The sequence below is a fragment of the Ruegeria sp. CE6 genome (assembly GCF_056537485.1).
The window spans coordinates 233,109-254,596 of sequence record NZ_JBQFRR010000002.1; the positions used below are offsets into that span (position 1 = coordinate 233,109).

The window sequence follows — 21,488 nt, forward strand, 5'->3', positions numbered from 1 at the left end:
TATCTCGGAGCCGGTCGTGAGTGAGTAGCCGCTCCTTGACGCGATTGCATAAAGCGGTCGAGGCATTCGGGCAAGTTTGTTAACCAATCAAGAGCTATGAACGGAGAATTACCGCACGTGATCGGCGAGAACTTGCCGATAGCGAGCATTTGCTGTCAGTCCGACACAACTCCGGGTGGTGGCAGGTCTTCGGTCAGGGGCCAATAGAAATCTGGCGGCAGTCCGGCCTCGGCCCGTTTCTCTTCGTTAAATGGTGGTTTCAGCGCGCCGTGGAAGTAGCGGCGGACGAGGGCGTGGAATACATCCTTGGGGTCGGCATTCTCGCGCCCGCACAAGAAGTGGAACCATTTCGAGCCATAGGCGACGTGACCAACTTCCTCGGCATAAATCACTTCCAGTGCAGCGACTGCGTCGTCAGCCTTGGCCTTGCGGAAAATGTCGATCATTCCGGGGGTCACGTCCAGCCCACGTGCCTCAAGCACCATTGGGACGACGGCAAGACGACCCATAAGATCCTCGGCAGTGTCCTCGGCGGCGCGCCACATGCCTGCATGGGCGGGCAGGGCACCATAATGGCTGCCTATCTGTTCGAGGCAGTCGCAGACCATCTCAAAATGGCGTGATTCTTCTTCGGCGCATTTCACCCAATCATCGTAGAACCCGATGGGCATGGGCACATCCCCGAACCGGGCGATGATGTCCCAGTGCAGGTCCACCGCGTTCAATTCGATATGGGCAACGGCGTGCAACAGCGCGATACGACCTGCTTCTGACCCCGGCCTGCGGCGGGGTACATCGCGGGGCGATAACAGCTCGGGTTTATCGGGACGCGCAGGGTAAGGCGGAGGCTCGGCAGTGCCCACTGCGATCTCGGGTGCTTCGCCTTTTCGGGCGGCAAACCATTCGGCGGCATAGCGTTTGGACAGAGCAGTCTTCTCGCGCCCGACCGATGTGGTCAGAATCTCGGTCGCCATTTCGGTCAGTGTTTTTGACACGCTTGCCCCCTTACGCTGCACTCCGCGCGGGTCATACCCTTGATGCCCGCGCGGGTCGAGAGGGCTAGAGCGCGCGTGCGGCCTCCAACACTTCGTCCACATGACCCGGCACTTTCACATTGCGCCAGACGCGGGCGATTTTTCCATCCGCATCAATCAGAAAGGTCGAGCGTTCGATCCCCATGGATTTGCGTCCGTACATGTTCTTTTCGATCCAGACGCCATAATCTTCGCACACGCTCTGACCCTCATCGGACAAAAGCGGCGTCGTCAGGCCGTGCTTGGCGACAAATTTGTCATGCTTTGCCACGGTATCGCGCGAGATGCCGAAAACGTTAGCACCCGCATCCGCAAAGGCTTGTAGTTGTTCCGAGAAACCGATGGATTCCTTGGTGCAGCCCGGCGTATCATCGCGGGGATAGAAAAACAGAACGACCGCGCGGCCACGCTGTTCCGACAGGGTCACCTCGCCGCCGCCGTCGCGAGGCAGTGTAAAGTCGGGTGCGATGTCTGAGACTTCGGGCATATTCAAACTCCGGCTGAGAAATTAACGGTTGCCGCATATCATAGGGCTCCGTTGACAGGTTGAAAGGCGTGAGACGCAAATTGGTCCAGCAAGAACAGCAGGATGACACGAAGGCGGATAAGAAACCCCGCCGTCGGTCGCGGCGTCGGACCGCAGGCCTGTGGACATTGCGCGGTGTCTTCATCCTTGGATTTCTGGCACTGGTCACCGGCTTTATGGTTGTCGGCCAGCGCATGCACGCGCCGGATTGGTTGCGCGACCGGGTCGAGGCGCGCCTTGATCAGACATTGGGTGGCGTCAAAGTTCGGTTCGGCGATGTCAGTTTCATCATTCATGAAGGCTGGCGTCCGCGACTGCGACTGACCGATGTTCGTATCAGCGATGCGGACGGACGGCAGATTGCCGAAGTGTCCGACCTGCGGGCCAGCCTGTCGATGCGCCCGCTGTTGCGCGGGCATGTGCGCCCGAAGCGGATCATATTGCAAGGCGCGCAGATTGCACTGACACGGGGTGTCGATGGAGCGCTGTCGCTGACGGTCGGTGCCGGAAGTGCGCCGGTCGGTCAGGCCCGGAACCTGGCGCAGCTGATTGAATCATCGGACGAGGTGTTCCAGGCACCTATTTTGTCAGCCCTGACCTCGGTCGAACTGGATGCAATTACGCTGGACTATCAGGACCTGCGGTTGGGCCGGTCCTGGGTGCTGGACGGCGGGCGTATTCAGGCCAACCGCAGCGCGGGTGAGATTCGTCTGGCCACCAATTTCTCGGTGCTGGCCGGTCGCGATTATGTCAGCACGATCGAGGCCAACTATACCAGTTTGCTGGGCAGTCCGGCTGCGCAGTTCGGCATCTCGATCACCGATCTTCCCGCCGAGGATATCGCAGGCCACAGCCCTGCGCTGGCATGGATGCAGGTACTTCGCACACCGATCTCAGGTGCTTTGAGGGGTGGCATTGATACTGAGGGCGCGCTGGGGCCGGTCTTTGCCACGTTGAATCTGGGTGCAGGCGCCGTGCAGCCCACGCCTGAAACAACACCGATCAAATTCGACGCGGCGCGGACGTATTTTACCTACGACCCGAAACAACAGGCGCTGGATTTCAATGAAGTCTCGATCCAGTCTGCCTGGGGTACGGTGCAGGCAGATGGCAAGGCCTTTCTACATGGGGTCAAAGCTGGTGGGTTGGACAGTATGTCGGGGCAGTTCCGCCTCAGCGGGATTGAGATCAACCCGGCCAATCTGTTCCCCGAAGCACTGAATCTGACGCGGGCCGATGTTGATTTCCAGATGAAACTTGCGCCGTTCCGTATACAGCTGGGGCAAATGACGGTTGAAGACGGTGCACATCGCGCACGGCTCAGCGGGTCTCTGGCTGGTTTGACCGACGGCTGGGTCGCAGCCATTGATGCACAGATTGATCGGATGAGCTCTGATCAGCTGTTGAACTACTGGCCCGAACGACTTGCCCCGAAACCGCGCCTTTGGGTCACCGATAACCTCTATCACGGAGAAATGTCCGATCTGGATTTCGCCCTGCGTTTGCGGCCCGGAGAAAAGCCGGACATCTATGCGGATTTCGAATTCGACGAGACCGAGATACGGTTCGCCAAGACGTTGCCAACCATCCAAGACGCGCAGGGACAGGCCAGCCTGCTCAACCGGCGCTTTACCGTCTCGGCGCAAAAGGGGATTGTGATCGCGGATGAAGGAGGTGCGGTTGATGCCTCGGGCACCTCGTTCATCATTCCCGATACCGGCATCAAAAAAACCACCCCGGCCATTGCGCGGATTAAGGCCAGCGGCAGTGTAACCGCAGCCATGTCATTGCTGGACCGCCCGCCGCTGCAACTGTTGACCAAGGCCAATCTGCCGGTGGATCTGGCCGACGGTCAGGTCAGTCTGAATGGAACGCTTTCCTTGCCGTTGATTAAGGGCCTGAAGCTGGAAGATACCAGGTTCCATTTTGTTGGCGAGTTGTCGAATTTGGACAGCAGCAAGCTGGTACCCGGATTTGAAGTCAGCGCAGACCGATTGGACCTGAGCGGCGACCAGACGCAAGTGGCCATCCAGGGCGAGGGGCTGTTTGGCGTCGTACCGGTTGAAGCGCTTTGGCGGCAGCCGATCGGAGGCGAAACCCCGCAGCAAAGCGAACTGACAGGTCAAATCGAACTCTCCCCGCGTTTGATGGAACAAATCAATGCCGGACTGCCGCGCGGCATGTTGACCGGAGAGGGGATCGCCGATTTCAGCCTGAGTCTTGGTGCGGGTGAGCCCCCGCGCTTGTCGGCACAGTCCGATTTGGTTGGCGTGGCGTTGGCGATCCCTGAGCTTGGATGGCGCAAATCAGCCAGCACTGGCGGCTCTCTGACTGCCGAGGCCACGCTGGGCGCTCAGCTAAGTGTCGATTCCCTTCGGATCAACGCTGCTGGTCTGCGGACAACTGCAGCGATCTCGTTCCGGGATGGCGGGTTCGAAAGGGTACGGTTCAGCACGTTCGAACTGGGCGACTGGCTTGCAGTTCCGGCGGAATTGATTGGGCGTGGTGCCGCGCTGCCGGATATCCGTGTGTTGGGCGGCGTGCTTGATCTGGGAAAATCCACTATCGGCGAGGGAGGCGGCAGCAGTGGTGCTGCCGGGCCCGGGCCAAAGCTGGATGTGAAGCTGGACCGACTACAAGTCACTGAATCCGTTGCGTTGACCGGGTTGACTGGCTCGTTTCAAACCACTGGCGGACTGACCGGCAGCTTTGCGTCGCAAGTCAATGGCGGTGCAGCGATCCGCGGACAGGTCACCCCGCGCGCGTCCCGATCTGCGGTTGGTCTAACCTCGGACGATGCGGGGGCAGTTCTGCGATCAGCGGGGGTTCTGACGCAGGCACGCGGTGGAACAATGCAATTGCAGCTGGATCCGATCGCAGAGCCTGGAAACTATGACGTCGACCTGAAAATCAAAAATACGCGGATCACGGACGCTCCGGCCATGGCAGCGATATTGAACGCGATCAGTCTCGTGGGGTTGCTGGATGAAATGGCGGGGCAAGGTATTTTCTTCGCAGCCATCGACAGCAAAATGCGTATCACTCCGACCGATGTGAAAGTGCTGAGCGGTAGTGCCGTAGGTCCATCAATGGGACTGTCCTTTGATGGTACGGTCGACACTGTAGCCGGGATGCTGAACCTGCGCGGCGCGATTTCACCGATCTATCTGGTCAATGCTATTGGCAGCGTTCTGACCAAAAAGGGGGAAGGTATCTTTGCCTTCAACTACACTTTGTCCGGACCGCTGTCCGACCCGCAAGTTTCGGTCAATCCTCTGTCTGGTCTCGCACCTCTGTTTCTGCGCAACCTGTTGCGCGAGCCTGCGCCAACGGTCTCGGATGGCCCGAATGCCACACCGGATCGATCTGGCGAACCCAATCCCGCCTTCCAGACACGTGGTGAGGATCGCTGATCTGAGCTGTGGCCGAATCTGTCGGGCCGATGTATGGCGCGGCCATGAAACTCAGCGACTTTGACTTCCACCTGCCCGAACACCTGATTGCCACGCGTCCCGTCAGCCCGCGCTCGTCAGCGCGACTGCTGCTTGCGCAGGGTGATGCTGTTCAGGACCGGCACGTGTTCGATCTGCCGGACATATTGCAGCCCGGGGACCGTCTGGTGCTGAACGACACCCGCGTCATTCCCGCTCGCCTCAGCGGTCGCCGCCACCGTGACAGCGCGCAAGGGCCGGTATCTGCCGCGATTGAGGCAACGTTGCTGGACCCGCAATCTGATGGTTGTTGGGCCGCGCTGATCAAGCCGCTTAAGAAGATCAAACCGGGCGAAGAGATCGTATTCTCAGACGATCTGAGCGCAACCCTGGACCGAGTTGCCGATGGCCAAGCCTATCTGCGCTTCAACCTGACCGGAGAGGATTTCGATCAAGCGTTGGAGCAGGCCGGCGCGATGCCGCTGCCTCCCTACATCGCAGCGAAACGCGCGGCGGATGAGCAGGACAAGACCGACTACCAAACTGTGTGGGCGCGAAACTCCGGAGCCGTAGCGGCCCCAACCGCGTCCTTGCATTTTGATGATGCGCTTTTGCAGGCGCTATCGGAGCGCGGTGTCGAGTTCACGCATGTCACACTGCATGTGGGGGCAGGCACATTTCTGCCGGTCAAAGTGGAAGACGTGACCACCCACAAGATGCACGCCGAATGGGGACGGGTCAGCGCGCAGGCCGCTGCCGAGATTGCGGCGACCAAAGAAGCGGGCGGGCGCGTTATCCCGGTGGGCACAACTGCCCTTCGACTGATCGAAAGCGCGGCACGCCGCGGCCGGATCGTGCCGTGGGAAGGCGAGACCGATATCTTCATATACCCAGGTTTTGAATTTCACGTCACTGATGCGCTGATGACCAATTTCCACCTGCCGAAATCCACATTGCTGATGCTGGTTTCGGCGTTGATTGGGCAGGATCGGGTCAAGTCGGTCTATGACCACGCTATCGCAGAAGAATATCGCTTTTTCTCATACGGCGACGCGTCTCTGCTGATACCATAGTCGTATCTTGGCCATCTGAGCCCTTACAATGTCGTAGACAAGCGCGACGTGCTTCGTCATTGACGGCAAAGCGGACAAAACACACCGGCAATTTTGGATAGGCAGAATGCTTCAGGTTCTTTCCAGCGCTTGGGCGCTTCTTCTGGGAATGGGGTTGCTGATGGTCGGCAACGGCCTGCAGGGCACGTTGCTGGGGGTGCGTGGAGAAATCGAGGGATTCTCGACCCTAGAGATGTCCTTTGTGATGTCGGCCTATTTCCTTGGGTTCCTTGGCGGCTCGCGTCTGGCACCTGAAATGATCCGCCGCGTGGGGCACGTGCGCGTGTTCGCGGCGCTGGCCTCGTTCATCTCGGCTGTTATGATCATGTATCCGATGCTGACCGATCCAATTGCATGGTCGATTGGCCGCGTGATTATCGGGTTCTGTTTTTCGGGCGTGTATGTGACCGCGGAAAGCTGGCTGAACAATGCCGCAAACAACGAGAACCGAGGGCAGGCGCTGTCGCTTTATATGATGGTGCAGATGACAGGTGTGGTGAGCGCCCAAGCCTTATTGCTGGTCGGCGACCCGGCAGGATATGAGACCTTTGTCATCGCTTCTATACTGGTTTCGATCTCATTTGCGCCTATTCTGCTGTCCATTTCTCCGACCCCGGCGTTCGATACCACCAAACCGATGACATTGCGCCAGCTGATGGAAACATCGCCGCTGGGCTGCGTCGGCATGTTCTTGCTTGGCGGGATATTTTCAGCGCAATTCGGGATGAGCGCCGTTTATGGCGCTCAGGTTGGATTGAGTCTGGTCGAGATTTCGACCTTCGTAGCGGTGTTTTATATCGGCGCCGTAGTCCTGCAATATCCGTTGGGCTGGATGTCCGACAGAATGGACCGCCGTCTGCTGATCATGCTGGTGGCCGCTGTTGGTGGGGTAGGCGCCGTGATAGGCATGATACTGGGCGTCACTTTCACCATGCTTCTCGTAGCTGCCTTTATCATCGGCGGCATGACAAGCCCGCTCTATTCTCTGTTGATCGCGTATACCAATGACTACTTGGAGTATGACGATATGTCGGCGGCTTCGGGCGGTCTGGTTTTTATTAACGGCTTGGGCGCAATCGCAGGTCCAATTATCACCGGTTGGCTAATGGGGGCTGGCGTGCTCGGCCCACAAGGCTTTTTCCTGTTCATCGCGGCGCTGATGTTCATCATGGCCGCCTATGCGGCCTATCGTATGACCCAGCGCGTCTACAAACCCGTGGATGAAACCGGATCGATTGCCCCGATCTACCCGACATCGTCGCCCGTTGCCCTGGAAGTTGCGCAAGAGGTCGCCATAGAGGCAGCCCAGGACGAGCAGGATACGCAAGAACCCGCCTGAGCGCCGGAAATGTGACTTTTGTGTTGCAATATGTTACTGTCACAAATCTGTAAAAGTGATTTTAATGACGTTACGTCCTGGGGAGGGCAATTACGGAGTCTAGGGCAATGGTAGGTCCTGAAGAAGTATTGAGTTTTTGGTTAGATGAGGTTGGCCCCGAGGGGTGGTACCTGCAGGATGAAGCGCTGGATGCGCGGATCCGGGATAAATTTCTTTCAACATGGGAAGCCGCGTGTGAGGGTAAATTCTCGCTTTGGCTGACCTATCCTAGCGGTTCGCTGGCCTATATTATTCTTATGGATCAGTTGCCTCGCAACATGTTCCGGGGAAGCAAACAGGCCTTTGCATCGGATCGGGCGGCACTGGCTGCAGCGAAATGCGCGGTCGACAAAGGCTGGGATCTTAAGATCGACGAACCGGCGCGGCAGTTCTTTTATTTGCCGATGATGCATTCGGAAAATCTGTGCGATCAGGAGCGCTGTGTGCGCCTTATGATCGAACGGATGCCGGAAGGCGGCGAGAGCAATCTGCTTCATGCGCGCGCTCATCGTGAGGTGATCCGCAAGTTCGGTCGTTTCCCGTATCGAAACGATGCGCTGGAACGCGCGACCACTGAACACGAAGCCGCATATGTCAGTAATGGCGGATATGGTTCGACTGTGCGCGAGTTGCAGGCCGCGACCTAGGTCGCGGGCTCACAGCCTTTTAGGATCAGAAGGCGGTCGGTGACAGTGTCGGCGGATGTCGTGATGGCATAGTCGATCAAGTCTTCTGGTTTTTCGACCAGGCCCGCCAATCGGGCCTGAGTGTCTTCCAGCTTCCCCTCCAGATCACCCAAACGTCGCAATGCCGCATTCAACTGTTGGCGTGTGACCGCATCGAGTTGCGTGCCCTGACTGCCAAGGGTCGCAAGATCGCTGCGCAACGCGGCCAGTTCCCCACGAATTCCCTGCGCCTGATCTCGTAGCGGCGCCACGACCTGCAGGTTCTCAGCAAACCCGACCCGGATCTGATCGACAGACTGCGCAAGTTTCCACCCCAAAAACAGGCATAAAGCCAACAATATCAATGTCGCGTTCAAAAGAGCGAGCAGTAAATCTTTGAGCGTTTTAGCCATGATACGCCTTTCGAAAATCGGGAAGGTCAAAAACTGGTAGTGCATATTCGTCAGTTCTAGCCTTTGCGGTAACGTGGGTATAGGCTGAATTCAGCTCCAAATACCTGATTTGACCCCGCGTCACATATGTCGCGGGCTCTGATGTTGATGCGTTGTAAAAAATAGTTTAACGGTAAACTAGTTTTTTGAACTGACCTGTGTCGAGAGGGAAACATGGCTGCACAATCTTATGATCTGATCGTAATCGGGGCTGGCCCCGGTGGCTATGTAGCCGCTATTCGCGCGGCGCAACTGGGCCTGAAGACCGCTGTCGTCGAGCGCGAACATCTGGGTGGTATCTGCCTGAACTGGGGCTGTATCCCGACAAAGGCACTACTGCGATCATCGGAAGTGTTTCACCTGATGGAGCGTGCCAAGGATTTTGGCTTGAAAGCTGACAAGGTCGGCTACGATCTGGATGCGGTTGTGAAGCGCTCGCGCGGTGTTGCCGCGCAGTTGTCCGGCGGTATAGGTCATCTGCTGAAAAAGAACAAAGTCGCCGTTGTCATGGGTGAGGCATCGATCCCCGCCAAGGGCAAGGTCAGCGTCAAAACAGACAAAGGCACGGAAGACCTAGCCGCGAAGAATATCGTTCTGGCCACCGGTGCCCGGGCGCGCGAACTGCCGGGCCTTGAAGCGGATGGCGATCTGGTCTGGACGTACAAACACGCGCTGCAACCGCCGCGGATGCCCAAGAAACTGCTGGTCATCGGCTCGGGTGCGATCGGGATCGAATTCGCCAGCTTCTATAACACTTTGGGCGCGGACACGACCGTGGTCGAGGTGATGGATCGAGTGCTGCCTGTCGAAGATGCCGAGATCAGTGCATTTGCCAAGAAAGCTTTCACCAAGCAGGGCATGACCATCATGGAAAAGGCGATGGTTAAACAATTGGACCGCGCCAAGGGCAAGGTGACTGCGCATATCGAGGTGAAAGGCGAGGATGAGAAACACGATTTTGACACGGTGATCTCGGCCGTGGGCATCGTCGGCAATGTGGAAAACCTCGGGCTTGAAGCCTTGGGTGTGAAGATCGACCGCACGCACGTGGTCACCGATGAATACTGCCGCACTGGGGTAGACGGGCTTTACGCTATAGGTGATATCGCCGGGGCGCCCTGGCTGGCACACAAAGCCAGCCACGAAGGCGTGATGGTAGCTGAGCTGATCGCGGGCAAACACGCACATCCGGTGAAGCCTGAAAGCATCGCGGGCTGCACCTATTGCCAGCCTCAGGTCGCTTCGGTTGGATATAGCGAAGCCAAGGCCAAAGAGCTGGGTTATGACATCAAGGTCGGACGCTTCCCGTTCATCGGCAACGGCAAGGCCATCGCGCTTGGTGAGCCCGAGGGACTGATCAAGACCGTCTTCGATGCCAAGACCGGGGAATTGCTCGGAGCACACATGATCGGTGCCGAAGTCACAGAGCTTATTCAGGGCTATGTGGTCGGTCGCCAGTTGGAAACCACTGAAGAAGACCTGATGAACACCGTCTTCCCGCATCCGACGCTGTCTGAAATGATGCATGAAAGCGTGCTGGATGCCTATGGACGCGTGATCCACATGTAAGGCCAGGGGGCTCTGCCCCCGCCGCGGCAAGCCGCGACTCCCCCGAGATACTTATAGCCAGATGAAGCAGGGGATCCGTACTTCATCTGGCCGAAAATACCTCGGAGCGCGAGGCAGAGCCTCGCAAAGGATCCTCATTTATTTATTGCTTCCAATATACGGGCCCACGAGCGGATGCCTTTGTGGAAGCTTTTGACGTCGTATTTCTCGTTCGGCGAGTGGATGGCATCATCGTCATTGGCATACCCAACCAGCATCGAATCCAGCCCCAACACTGTATTGAAATATCCAACCACCGGGATTGATCCGCCCATCCCGGTGAAAACGGCCTCGCGATTCCACTCGTCCGAAAGTGCTCTGCGGGCCGCTTCGAATTCTGGGCGGCTAAGGTTCATCACCGAAGCAGGAGAGCCTTCGAGATCACTGTCCCAGACCACTTTTGCATCCGTAGACAGGCGCTCTTCGACATGTTTGCGGATCCTTTTGCGGAGCGCATCCGGGTCCATGTCGCCGACCAGGCGGCAGGTGATCTTGCAATGTGCCTCGGACGGGATAACGGTCTTGGAGCCCGCGCCGTTGTAACCTCCCCAAAGGCCATTCACTTCGAGTGTGGGTCGCGCCCATTGTTGTTCCAGCGTGGAATAGCCTGTTTCACCGTGCGGCTCGGTATAGCCAACCGAATTCAGGTATTCCGCTTCATCAAACCCGCAATTCTCCCATTGGCGCAACTGCTCGGCCGGGACTTCGTGTACGCCTTCGTAAAAACCTTCGACCGCGACGCGGCCGGTTTCTTCATCATAGAAGGATGCGACGATGCACGACAGTTCCCGCAGCGGGTTCAGACCCGGCCCGCCATAGTGGCCCGAATGCAGGTCGATGCGGGGACCGATGATTGTGAATTCATCCTTGAGCATGCCGCGCAATTGCGACGCTATCGAAGGCACCCCCCGCGACACCATCGAAGTATCACAGACCAGCGCGAGATCCGCCTGAAGCTCGGATTTGTTTGCTTTGAGAAATGGCACGAGTGAGGGCGACCCGGATTCTTCCTCACCTTCGAAGAAAAACGTGATGCGGCAGGGCAGGGTGCCATGCACTGCTTTCCAGGCGCGGCAGGCCTCGACGAAGGTCATCAGTTGGCCTTTGTCGTCAGAAGCGCCGCGCCCGCGTATCACCTGTCCGTGTGGAGTGTCTTCCAAAGCCGGATCGAAAGGATCGCGTGTCCACAGCTCCAGCGGATCGACAGGTTGCACATCATAGTGTCCATAGAACAGAACATGCGGCCCACCGCTGTCCTCACCGACATGGCCAACGACCATGGGATGTCCCGGAGTTTCGCGCTTTTCGGCTGCAATACCGATACTTTTCAGATCCGCCACCAGCCAATCGGCAGCCTGGTCGACTTGGTCCTTGAAGGCCGGGTCAGTCGAGATGGAGGGAATGCGCAGAAACTCCATCAGGCGGTCGATGGAGGTGGTCAGATCGGTATCGATCCGGCTCAGTACAGCGTCAAGCGACATAGGGGTCTCCTGGGAAGGTCTTGAAATTGGACAGAGCCTATCAGCATGGGCGGTACCGTCCAGCAGGTTTCTGTGCTGGATCTGGGGGAAAGGCCTGCGGCGTTTCCTCGCGTCTTGTGGTCGTAACTTTGCTTGTCGGTTTAGGCGTTTGGCGTTATTTGATGCAAATCAAAGTTGGGTTCGGCTGTTCGGCTGTAGGCCAGTTGGACAGATGAACGCGACGCCATACTTCCAGCCCGGCTTGTGAAGTGGCGAAAAAAGTCGCCCGGGGCTATAATAACCGGGCATCCAAGGAGGGTCCGTTGGACTATACTGCTCAGCTCGATACAGCGATTGCCAGGCTGCATGACGAAGGACGTTATCGGACCTTTATCGATATTGAACGTCGGAACGGTCATTTTCCGCATGCGGTACGGACTTGTCCCGATGGTTCGCAGCAGAACATCACCGTGTGGTGTGGCAATGATTATTTGGGCATGGGTCAGAATCCTGTTGTTTTGGAGGCCATGCACGAGGCGGTGGAGGCCGCAGGCGCAGGCTCGGGCGGGACGCGCAACATTTCAGGCACGACAGTCTATCACAAACGGCTGGAAGCTGAATTGGCGGACTTGCACGGCAAAGAAGCCGCACTGCTATTCACCAGTGCCTATATCGCCAATGACGCGACACTCAGCACTCTGCCAAAATTGTTCCCCGGCCTGATTATATATTCCGATGCACTGAACCATGCGTCGATGATCGAAGGCGTGCGCCGCAACGGGGGTGCCAAACGCATCTTCCGCCACAATGACGTGGCACATCTGCGTGAGTTGCTTGAGGCTGATGACCCTGCAGCCCCCAAGCTGATCGCGTTTGAGTCGGTCTATTCGATGGATGGCGATTTCGGACCCATTGAAGAGATTTGCGATCTGGCCGATGAATTCGGTGCTTTGACCTATATTGATGAGGTTCACGCGGTTGGCATGTACGGCCCCCGCGGCGGGGGCGTAACCGAGCGTGATCGGTTGGCGCATCGCATTGACATCATCAACGGAACGCTTGCCAAAGCCTATGGTGTCATGGGCGGCTACATCGCGGCTAGTGCCAAGATGTGTGACGCCATCCGGTCCTATGCGCCGGGCTTTATCTTCACTACCTCGCTGCCACCTGCGGTTGCGGCAGGGGCGGCAGCCTCGGTGGCCTATCTCAAGCGCGCGCCTGAACTGCGCGAGCAGCACCAGACCCAGGCCAGCATTCTTAAGCTGAGGCTGAAAGGGCTTGGCATGCCTCTGATTGATCACGGCAGCCACATTGTGCCGGTGATCGTTGGCAACCCCGTCCACACCAAGAAGTTGAGCGATATGCTGCTGGATGACTATGGTATCTATGTGCAGCCAATCAATTTCCCGACCGTTCCGCGCGGCACCGAACGTCTGCGGTTTACGCCATCTCCGGTGCATGGATCCGACGAAATGAACCGTCTGGTGCAGGCGATGGACGAACTTTGGTCACATTGTGCGCTAAATCGCGCCGAACTTGCTGGATAACCTCACGCTAAAGTGTGCAACGAGTTTGCTGCGTGTTAAGCTTACGCTAACAAAAGAAGCGGACGAATCGTTATAGGGGCGATTCGACGTTTGCGCGTAACACGCGACAGGCAAAGATGGGGCAGCAGGAATGATTGGGCGCAGATCACAGCGCGATTCCGAAGAAGACATGGACGTCAGACCCAAGGGTTTTGATGACTATGAGGTACGGCTTGGCGATGTCATGCGCGGCGAACGTGCAACGATGGGCAAGTCGCTTCTGGATGTGCAGCGTGAACTGCGAATCAAAGCCAACTACATCGCCGCCATCGAAAATGCAGATCCCGATGCCTTTGACACACCCGGCTTCATCGCCGGGTATGTGCGTTCATATGCCCGCTATCTGGGCATGAACCCCGATGAGACTTTTGCGACCTTCTGTCAGGAAAGCGGTTTCGAGGTTGCGCATGGCATGTCGGCCGAGGCGTCGGTGGTCAAAAAAGCGCAAGGTGGTTTGCCCTCACGCGGGCCGATGGGACGTGATCCGTTTGTCTCGCCCAGTACGCCTTATATTCCGGGCCGCGAATCCGTAGTCAGCCAGATTGAACCGCGTGCTATTGGATCGACGCTGGTGCTGTTGGCCGTCATTGGCGGCATCGGTTATGGGGGCTGGTCGGTTCTGAACCGCATTCAGCAGGTGCAGGTCAGCCCGGTTGAGCAGGCCCCCGTCGTGCTTACAGACCTTGACCCGCTGGATGCCGCACAGGCCCGGCCCGAGGGAACCGAGCTGGCCAGCGCCGAGGTGCCAAGCTCTGAAGCGCTGGATCGTCTGTATCGTCCGCAGGCACTTGATGTGCCGGTGCTGGTGGCGCGGGATGCACCGATTTCCACCCTTGATCCGCGCAGTGTCGGAACGTTCCGCGCGCCTGAACCTCCGCAAATCAAAGTGACCGAAGTTCATACGGTTGAACGCCCGGCCTTGCCTCAAGTGGTTGAAAAGCTGGATACGACGCTGAAGATCGTGGCCGTGAACCCTGCTTGGATGCGTGTCACGGCAGCCGATGGCAGCGTGATTTTCGAAGGAACTCTGGGCACCGTTGAGCAGGGCAGCACGTTTGAAGTGCCGCTCACCGAGGAACCCCCGCAACTGCGAGCAGGAGCTGCGGGGTCGGTCTATTTCTCGATGAATGGCGAACATTTTGGTCCTGTGGGCGCGCCGGGTACGGTGGCCAAAGGTGTTGTTCTGTCAAAGGATGCCGTTGCAGAAACCTTCGCAGTTGCCGATCTTGAGGCCGATCAGAACAGCGCACTCAAGCAACTGGTGGCCGAGTTGCAGACCGAGGCGGCAGAAGCGCCCGCCGAGTGATCTTGGCATTGCTCCCCAAGGGATGGCGAACTATCTAAGGGTCAATTCAGGCTGATCCGGATCGATCCTCATGTCGCTCAATCACGTGCGCCCCTGGCGCAATATCTATCGCCGCAAATCCCGCCAGATCATGGTTGGCAATGTGCCCGTCGGAGGTGACGCACCGATTGCCGTGCAGACCATGACCAACACGCTGACCACCGACGTGGCTGCGACCGTGGCACAGGTGCAGGCGGCAGCAGAGGCGGGGGCGGATATCGTGCGGGTCTCGGTCCCGGATGAGGCCTCGTCAAAAGCGCTGAAAGAGATCGTGCGCGAAAGCCCTGTTCCTATCGTGGCTGATATTCATTTCCACTACCGTCGCGGAATCGAATCCGCCGAGGCCGGTGCGGCCTGTCTACGGATCAATCCGGGCAATATCGGCGATGAAAAACGGGTGAAAGAGGTCATCAAAGCCGCGCGAGACCACAATTGCTCGATCCGGATCGGGGTGAACGCAGGGAGCCTGGAAAAGCACCTGCTTGAGAAATACGGCGAGCCGTGCCCCGAAGCGATGGTCGAGAGCGGGTTGGAGCATATCCGTATTCTCGAAGACAACGACTTTCACAATTTCAAGATCAGTGTGAAGGCCAGCGACGTATTCCTGTCAGCGGCGGCTTATCAGGGCATTGCCGAGGCGACGGATGCGCCCATCCATCTGGGCATCACCGAGGCCGGAGGGCTGGTCAGCGGCACCATCAAATCGGCCATCGGTCTGGGCAATCTGCTGTGGATGGGCATTGGCGACACGATCCGCGTCAGCCTGTCTGCTGATCCGGTGGAAGAGGTCAAGGTCGGCTATGAGATCCTGAAATCTCTGGGCCTGCGCCATCGCGGCGTGAACATCATCTCATGCCCCTCCTGCGCGCGACAGGGTTTTGACGTAATCAAAACGGTTGAGGCGTTGGAGCATCGCTTGGAACACATCAAGACACCCATGAGCCTGTCGATCATCGGCTGTGTCGTGAACGGTCCGGGTGAGGCGCTGATGACCGATGTCGGTTTCACCGGTGGCGGGGCAGGCTCGGGCATGGTCTATCTGGCAGGCAAAGCCAGCCACAAGATGTCAAACGACCAGATGATTGATCACATCGTTGAAGAGGTCGAAAAGAAGGCAGCAGAGCTGGATGCGGCAGCTGAAGCTGCTGAGTAACAAGGCCTAAGCAACAGGCATTTGCTGTGTTGCGCAGTGAATGCCGCCGCCCAGCTCGCCCAATACGTCGACATTCAATGCAATGATCTCGCGGCCGGGGTAGTGACGAGCTAATGCCTTCTGTGCAATCTCATCGGTTTCGCGGTCTCCGAACTGGGCCATCACGATGCCGCCATTACAAACATAGTAATTCGCATAAGACGCCACGAATTCGGGATCGTTAACTCGGCGCCTATTGGGTTCAGGGATCACCTCAACCTGCAATCCTTCGGCGACGAGACGGTCATGAGTATCAAGGGCCGCGACATGAAACGGATCATCCATATCCGGCTCGTCTGGCAGGTTGATCAAAACGCGCCCAGGGCCGGTGAAGCGCGCCAGACTGTCGATGTGGTAATCGGTGATATCCTCGCCCCAGACCCCATCAGACCAGACCATGCGGTCGGCCCCATATGCAGCCAGTAATCGAGATTCAATTTCATTGCGTGACAGGTCTGGATTGCGGTTCTCATTCACCCACGAGCTTTCATGGGCCATGATCAACCCATGACCGTCTTGTTCTACACCGCCGGCCTCGCCTTTCAAGCCGGTCGGAAGCAGGGGCAGACCGAGATGGTCGGCAACCTTGGCAGCGATCCGCGCATCGTGTTTGTGCACCTGTTTCCGACCCCAGCCGTTGAACTGGATATGAGTGACCGCAATCCCGCCTCGATTGTCGATCACGAAGATTGGACCTGCGTCGCGGCACCACAAATCTTCGGTTGGAACATCCCAGAGCTCGACTGATGAGGAGAGTTTTTGACGCGCATCCGCATGGTGCTTTCCCGCCGCAAGCAGCGTCACGGGTTCAAAGGCGGAAATGGCGTTCGCGATTTCCGCGATGGTTTGTTGCACCATATCCAGAAAGATCTGGTCACGGTAAACTTTGCGGCTGACCGGCCATTGCATAAATGTGCGTTCGTGGGGCGCTTCTTCCGCCGGTACAAAGAGGTTTGAGGTGCGCTGAGCGAGGGTTTGCTTAGACAGGCCCATAAAACTCAGCGCACCTCCAGTGAGTAAGAGGTTCCGTCGATCCATGCTGGAAACCCACAGTGATGACTTAACCCTGTTCTGCCCGAACACCATTTGCGATCTGGAGCATTTGGTCTGCGGGCAGGTACCCGCGCATCATTTCGGTGCCCAGAACAAAGGACGGTGTGCCTGAAATCCGCAGCTTTTGCGCCAGATCGCGGGTTTTTGCGATTTCTTCGGTGACCTCATCGCTGTTCATTGCCGCGATGATCGCGTTGCTGTCCAGACCCAGCCCATCTGAAATCCGGCGCAGGGTCACCTCGGAGGGCTCGCCGCTGAATTCCAGCAGAGCGTCATGGACCTGCTTATAGGCATCGTCTCCCGCCACCTGTTTTGTTGCGATGGCAAAGCGGGATGACGCTACAGAGGCATCGCCCAGGATCGGCAATTCCTTAATCACAAGACGGATATTGCCGTCCTCGGCCAGCAGGGTGGCCACTTCGGGCACGGCGCGCCGGCAGTAACCGCAACGGTAGTCCATGAACTCGACCAGAGTAATATCGCCGTCCGGATTGCCACCGACCCAGCTGTAACCGTCATTAAAAAGCTCGTCAGCGTTGGCCGCGACAAGCTCCTTGTCAGCCTGAGCCTCGGCAACGGCATTGCGTTCCTCAAGGATGTTGATCGCCTCGAGGATCACTTCGGGGTTTTCCAGAAGGTATTCGCGCACCTGTGCGCCAAACTCGGCCTTCTCGGCGTCGCTCATCGCGTTCAATTCCAGCGCCTGCGCAGGACCAGTGATCAGGGAAAGACCCAATAGGGCCGGTGCAGCATGTCTCAGGATCATTTCCGTTTCCTCTTTTTCTTCTTCTTTGCGCGCTCCGAGGCAATCAACACATCCTGTGCCCTTTGCCAACCCGGAGAGCCTTCGGGGAGCTGTGCAACAGCCCGTTTAGCATGTATGCCCGCATCATCAAGTCGGCCCTGCAGCGCATAGCGTTCTGCAGTCACCGCAGACGCCATTCCGTTGTTGCCCACCTGCGAATAGGCAGAACCCAGATCCCGCATCAGCCGGGCATTGCGGTAGTCGCGTGCGCGCGCCTTTTCAAGCACTTGCAGGGCTTTCTTCGTCTTGCCATCCGCCAGCAAAGCACGTCCGTAACCGGCGAGGATCAGGGCATTGTTGGGCGCCATATCAACGGCTGCACCGTAGGCATCCACAGCTTCGGGCACGCGCCGGTTCTCCAATAGAATCTGGCCCTTCAATTCATAAAAAAACGGATCGTCAGGGCGAATCTCCAGCGCACCATTGATTGCGGCGCGGGCACGGGCGAGATCGCGATTTTGATGATGGGCCGATGCCTCGCGCATCAGGCGTATGTCACGATCTTTTTCTTCGCCCGCGCGACGCATGGTCCAGGTCGGGGATCGAAGAAAGGCTGACAACTTACCTTTGATCCGCGCGAACCAGTAATCGGCATTTGCGTTTTGCTCTGCCTTGTCGCCGAATTCGTTCAGAAAGGCCTCGGCGGCGCGCAAACGTTCGCGGCTGGTAGGGTGTGAGCGCATGTAGGGGTCTTGATTGACGGGGTTCAACAGCTCTTGCCCCGCGAACTTACGGTGCAGGTTGACCATCCCGTGCGGAGATACTCCCGCCCAACGCAAATAGCTGGCAGCACTTCGATCCGCCGAGGCTTCTTCGGCCCGCGTATGGCCCAGAAAGCTTCGCAGCGCCGAGGCTTGTGTGCCCGCTGCAATTCCTGCTGCAGCTTCTCCGCCACCTGCGGCCGCGGCTGCAAGCGCTAAAAGCGTCCCAAGCTGCGCGTTACGTTGCGCCGCGCGCAGGTTCTCTGAGCGTCTGGCCAGGTGGCCGTTGGCGATGTGCGCGGCCTCGTGTGCGATCACCGCTTGCAGCATCTCGGGCGTATCGACGCTTAGGATCAAGCCATAGTTGATATAGATCGTGTTGTAATCGATCACGAAGGCATTGAACGTACCATCATTGACGATCAGTACGCGCACCCGGTTGGTGTTCAGGCCAGCGGCCCGCAGGATCGGAAAGGCGAGCTCTTGCAGCCCGTGTTCAATGTCGGGATCGCGGATAAGGCTTTGCGCGCTGGCCTGCATGGCGCTGATCGACCATGTCACTGCCAGCAGCAACACGGCCGGGATTGACGCCAGCCGGGATAAGCGTTCAAAAGCCATGGCTGCAACATGGGAGATGGCCATGAGAAACTCAACCCGTTCCGGGGTCGATCCCTTCATCGTGATGGACGTGATGGAGGCCGCGCGCAAGGCGGAAGAAGCCGGGCGGCATGTCGTTCACATGGAAGTAGGTCAACCGGGGACCGGCGCACCCAAAGGGGCAACCGAAGCATTGGCGAAGGCCATGGAACAAGGGCCGCTTGGGTATACGGTGGCTTTGGGTTTGCCCGCTCTTCGTCAGCGGATCGCGCAGATGTATGGCGAATGGTATGGCGTTGATCTCAATCCAGAACGGGTGGTCATCACACCGGGATCATCGGGCGGGTTTTTGCTCGCCTTTACCGCTCTGTTCGACAGCGGTGATCGGGTGGGGATTGGTGCCCCGGGATATCCCTCTTATCGGCAAATCCTGAAAGCCTTGGGTTTGGTGCCGGTAGACTTGCCGACAGCACCGGAAAACCGGCTGCAGCCGGTGCCCGCCGATTTCACGGGGCTTGATTTGCAGGGATTGATGGTTGCCTCGCCTGCCAACCCGACTGGAACAATGCTGGATCACAAGGCGATGCAGGCGCTGATCGATGCGGCGCACGGGCAGGGTGCATCGTTCATCAGTGACGAGATTTATCACGGGCTGGAATACGAAGCCAAAGCCGTCACTGCGCTGGAGCTGACGGATGAGTGCTATGTGATCAACTCATTCTCCAAATATTTTTCGATGACCGGCTGGCGCGTTGGCTGGATGGTTGTGCCCGAAGATCAGGTGCGGGTGGTTGAGCGGATTGCCCAGAACATGTTCATCTGCGCGCCTCACGCCAGTCAGGTGGCCGCATTGGCAGCTATGGATTGTGACGACGAATTGCAGGCAAATATGGATGTATACCGCCGCAATCGTCTGTTGATGTTGGACGGGTTGCCCAAGGCCGGTTTTACCAGTATCGCACCGCCGGATGGGGCGTTTTATGTTTACGCGGATGTCTCAGACTTGACCGATGACAGCCGGGCATTTGCAGCCGAGATTCTCGACAAAACCGGAGTTGCCGTGACGCCGGGGCTGGATTTCGATCCGGTGCGCGGGCATACGACGCTGCGATTTTCCTATGCGCGATCGACCGAAGACATTCAGGATGGGCTGGATCGGCTACAACGTTTTATGGCCAAGCGGGGTGCGATCCCGCAATCGGCCTAAAGCGTTCACAAAGGCGGCGTCATGCGATAGGCTCTGCCTCAAACGATCTCGGGATAACTTGAGGCCATGAGCAGGATTTTCTACGCAATCGCCCTGATCTGGGCGTTGAACGGTGTCGCTGTCGCGCAGGACTTCAGCGCGCTCGCACGCGTCCTTCCGGACCAGAGCAGCATCGTCGATGATGGCAATACCGGCGTAAGGGTCGAACTTGGGCTGACTCAAGGCGTGCCATACCGCGTGTTCACGCTGCGCGATCCATACCGCGTGGTTCTGGATTTCCAAGAGGTCGACTGGTCTGGCCTGAACCGCGAGACCTTCCTGCAAACCAGCCGGATCAGCGGTGTTCAATTCGGGGCATACGTGCCCGGTTGGTCGCGACTGGTGTTGGAGCTGGGCGCTCCGCTGGCGGTGGAAACAGCTGATCTGCGGGTTGATCAGGCGACGGGCACTGCTCAACTATCGCTGCACCTAAAAGGCACTGATTTTGACAGTTTTGCAGCCAGCGCAGGTGCCCCGCGTCAGCCCGGCTGGGATTTGCCGGAACCCGCAGTGACACCGGCACTGCCACGGCGCGACGGTGTGCGGGCGGTACGGGTCATGCTGGATCCCGGGCATGGCGGCATTGATCCCGGGGCAGAATTCGCTGATACAAATGAGAAAACACTGATGCTGACCTTCGCGCGAGAGCTGCGAGAGGCGCTGCTGCGTACCGGCGGTTTCGAAGTGGTGATGACGCGTGTTGACGATCAATTCGTCTCGCTCGAACGCCGTATCTCGCTGGCACATCAGGCCGGGGCCGACGTGTTTATCTCACTGCATGCGGATTCGCTTTCCGAAGGGCTGGCGCATGGGTCGGTCGTGTACACTCTTTCAGAGGAAGCTTCAGACGTTGCCAGTCAAAAGCTGGCCGAACGGCATGACCGGAGTGATTTGATCGCAGGTATTGATCTCAGCGGTGCAGACGATCAGGTCGCTGATGTGTTGCTGGATCTGGCTCGGCAAGAGACTGTGCCACGCAGTAGCGCACTGGCGCGCTCGCTGGTGGATGGAATGACGCAGCAGGGAGGCCCGATGAATCGTCGTCCGCTACGTTCTTCGTCGTTTTCGGTGTTGAAGGCAGCCGATATCCCATCGGTTCTGGTTGAGTTGGGTTTTTTGTCCAGCCCGCGCGATTTCAAGAACATCTCTGATCCAAGCTGGCGCGCATCCATGGCGCATGGGCTTGTGCAGGGGCTTGAGAACTGGCGTCGGGACGATCTGGTGAAGCGATCTCTGATCGGACAATGACGCAGCGGCGCAAAACAGCCATTGTAGCCTTTCGTGTTTTGACCCTGCG

17 protein-coding genes are annotated in these 21,488 nt (G+C 58.0%); 10 read left to right on the forward strand and 7 right to left on the reverse strand.

Features of this window, described 5'->3' with window-relative positions:
- Positions 1 to 155 precede the first annotated feature (155 nt).
- Together ACR0DK_RS09645 and ACR0DK_RS09650 are read right to left on the reverse strand one after the other, a co-directional pair.
- A complete protein-coding gene (locus ACR0DK_RS09645) occupies positions 156 to 974 on the reverse strand; it encodes a ferritin-like domain-containing protein (RefSeq protein WP_480736616.1) in 819 nt (272 codons plus the stop codon).
- Between the two features lie 85 nt (positions 975 to 1,059).
- Positions 1,060 to 1,521 (reverse strand): peroxiredoxin, encoded by a 462-nt coding sequence (locus tag ACR0DK_RS09650; RefSeq protein WP_480735910.1) that lies wholly within the window; start codon positions 1,519 to 1,521, stop codon positions 1,060 to 1,062.
- A gap of 68 nt (positions 1,522 to 1,589) precedes the next feature.
- Here ACR0DK_RS09650 and ACR0DK_RS09655 point away from each other — a divergent pair, with 68 nt between their 5' ends.
- The 4 genes from ACR0DK_RS09655 (at position 1,590) to ACR0DK_RS09670 (ending at position 8,128) form a co-directional block, all read left to right on the forward strand.
- Positions 1,590 to 4,973, forward strand: coding sequence for a YhdP family protein (locus ACR0DK_RS09655; protein WP_480735912.1), 3,384 nt, complete (start codon positions 1,590 to 1,592; stop codon positions 4,971 to 4,973).
- A gap of 44 nt (positions 4,974 to 5,017) precedes the next feature.
- A complete protein-coding gene (gene queA / locus ACR0DK_RS09660; protein ID WP_480736618.1) occupies positions 5,018 to 6,064 on the forward strand; it encodes a tRNA preQ1(34) S-adenosylmethionine ribosyltransferase-isomerase QueA in 1,047 nt (348 codons plus the stop codon).
- 106 nt (positions 6,065 to 6,170) lie between these two features.
- A complete protein-coding gene (locus ACR0DK_RS09665) occupies positions 6,171 to 7,442 on the forward strand; it encodes an MFS transporter (protein ID WP_170422201.1) in 1,272 nt (423 codons plus the stop codon).
- Positions 7,443 to 7,549: 107 nt separating this feature from the next.
- On the forward strand, positions 7,550 to 8,128 hold the full coding sequence (locus ACR0DK_RS09670) for a DUF924 family protein (RefSeq protein WP_170396541.1): 579 nt from the start codon (positions 7,550 to 7,552) through the stop codon (positions 8,126 to 8,128).
- Here ACR0DK_RS09670 and ACR0DK_RS09675 read toward each other — a convergent pair.
- The gene (locus ACR0DK_RS09675) at positions 8,125 to 8,559 is read right to left on the reverse strand and encodes a hypothetical protein (protein WP_170565982.1); all 435 of its coding nucleotides are present in this window, start codon (positions 8,557 to 8,559) and stop codon (positions 8,125 to 8,127) included. The genes ACR0DK_RS09670 and ACR0DK_RS09675 overlap by 4 nt on opposite strands.
- Positions 8,560 to 8,772: 213 nt before the next feature.
- Here ACR0DK_RS09675 and lpdA point away from each other — a divergent pair, with 213 nt between their 5' ends.
- A complete protein-coding gene (gene lpdA, locus ACR0DK_RS09680) occupies positions 8,773 to 10,167 on the forward strand; it encodes a dihydrolipoyl dehydrogenase (RefSeq protein ID WP_480735915.1) in 1,395 nt (464 codons plus the stop codon).
- A gap of 134 nt (positions 10,168 to 10,301) precedes the next feature.
- Here lpdA and ACR0DK_RS09685 read toward each other — a convergent pair whose 3' ends face one another.
- Positions 10,302 to 11,687: a dipeptidase gene (locus ACR0DK_RS09685; RefSeq protein ID WP_170663672.1), complete on the reverse strand. Its 1,386-nt coding sequence runs from the start codon at positions 11,685 to 11,687 to the stop codon at positions 10,302 to 10,304.
- A 302-nt stretch (positions 11,688 to 11,989) separates the two neighbouring features.
- On the opposite strand from ACR0DK_RS09685, the gene hemA reads away from it, so the two are divergent.
- The 3 genes from hemA (at position 11,990) to ispG (ending at position 15,750) form a co-directional block, all read left to right on the forward strand.
- Positions 11,990 to 13,213, forward strand: coding sequence for a 5-aminolevulinate synthase (gene hemA, locus ACR0DK_RS09690; RefSeq protein WP_480735918.1), 1,224 nt, complete (start codon positions 11,990 to 11,992; stop codon positions 13,211 to 13,213).
- A gap of 130 nt (positions 13,214 to 13,343) precedes the next feature.
- Complete coding sequence (locus ACR0DK_RS09695) at positions 13,344 to 14,558, forward strand: helix-turn-helix domain-containing protein (RefSeq protein ID WP_480570170.1); 1,215 nt, start codon at positions 13,344 to 13,346, stop codon at positions 14,556 to 14,558.
- A 70-nt stretch (positions 14,559 to 14,628) separates the two neighbouring features.
- Entirely contained in the window at positions 14,629 to 15,750 is a 1,122-nt protein-coding gene (gene ispG / locus ACR0DK_RS09700) for a flavodoxin-dependent (E)-4-hydroxy-3-methylbut-2-enyl-diphosphate synthase (protein WP_170396552.1), read from the forward strand.
- 6 nt (positions 15,751 to 15,756) lie between these two features.
- Here the strand turns inward: ispG and ACR0DK_RS09705 are convergent, their stop codons facing one another.
- The 3 genes from ACR0DK_RS09705 to ACR0DK_RS09715 are packed head-to-tail and all read right to left on the reverse strand — an operon-like array spanning position 15,757 to position 18,990.
- On the reverse strand, positions 15,757 to 16,827 hold the full coding sequence (locus tag ACR0DK_RS09705) for an agmatine deiminase family protein (protein ID WP_480735921.1): 1,071 nt from the start codon (positions 16,825 to 16,827) through the stop codon (positions 15,757 to 15,759).
- Between the two features lie 22 nt (positions 16,828 to 16,849).
- Positions 16,850 to 17,608, reverse strand: a complete 759-nt coding sequence (locus tag ACR0DK_RS09710) for a DsbA family protein (protein WP_170635211.1) — start codon at positions 17,606 to 17,608, stop codon at positions 16,850 to 16,852.
- Positions 17,605 to 18,990 (reverse strand): M48 family metalloprotease, encoded by a 1,386-nt coding sequence (locus tag ACR0DK_RS09715; RefSeq protein ID WP_480735925.1) that lies wholly within the window; start codon positions 18,988 to 18,990, stop codon positions 17,605 to 17,607. The genes ACR0DK_RS09710 and ACR0DK_RS09715 overlap by 4 nt, the downstream gene beginning before the upstream one ends.
- Here ACR0DK_RS09715 and ACR0DK_RS09720 point away from each other — a divergent pair.
- Together ACR0DK_RS09720 and ACR0DK_RS09725 are read left to right on the forward strand one after the other, a co-directional pair.
- Positions 18,989 to 20,152: a pyridoxal phosphate-dependent aminotransferase gene (locus ACR0DK_RS09720; protein ID WP_480735927.1), complete on the forward strand. Its 1,164-nt coding sequence runs from the start codon at positions 18,989 to 18,991 to the stop codon at positions 20,150 to 20,152. The two genes, ACR0DK_RS09715 and ACR0DK_RS09720, sit on opposite strands and share 2 nt — an antisense overlap.
- A gap of 66 nt (positions 20,153 to 20,218) precedes the next feature.
- A complete protein-coding gene (locus ACR0DK_RS09725; protein ID WP_480735930.1) occupies positions 20,219 to 21,439 on the forward strand; it encodes an N-acetylmuramoyl-L-alanine amidase in 1,221 nt (406 codons plus the stop codon).
- Positions 21,440 to 21,488 lie beyond the last annotated feature (49 nt).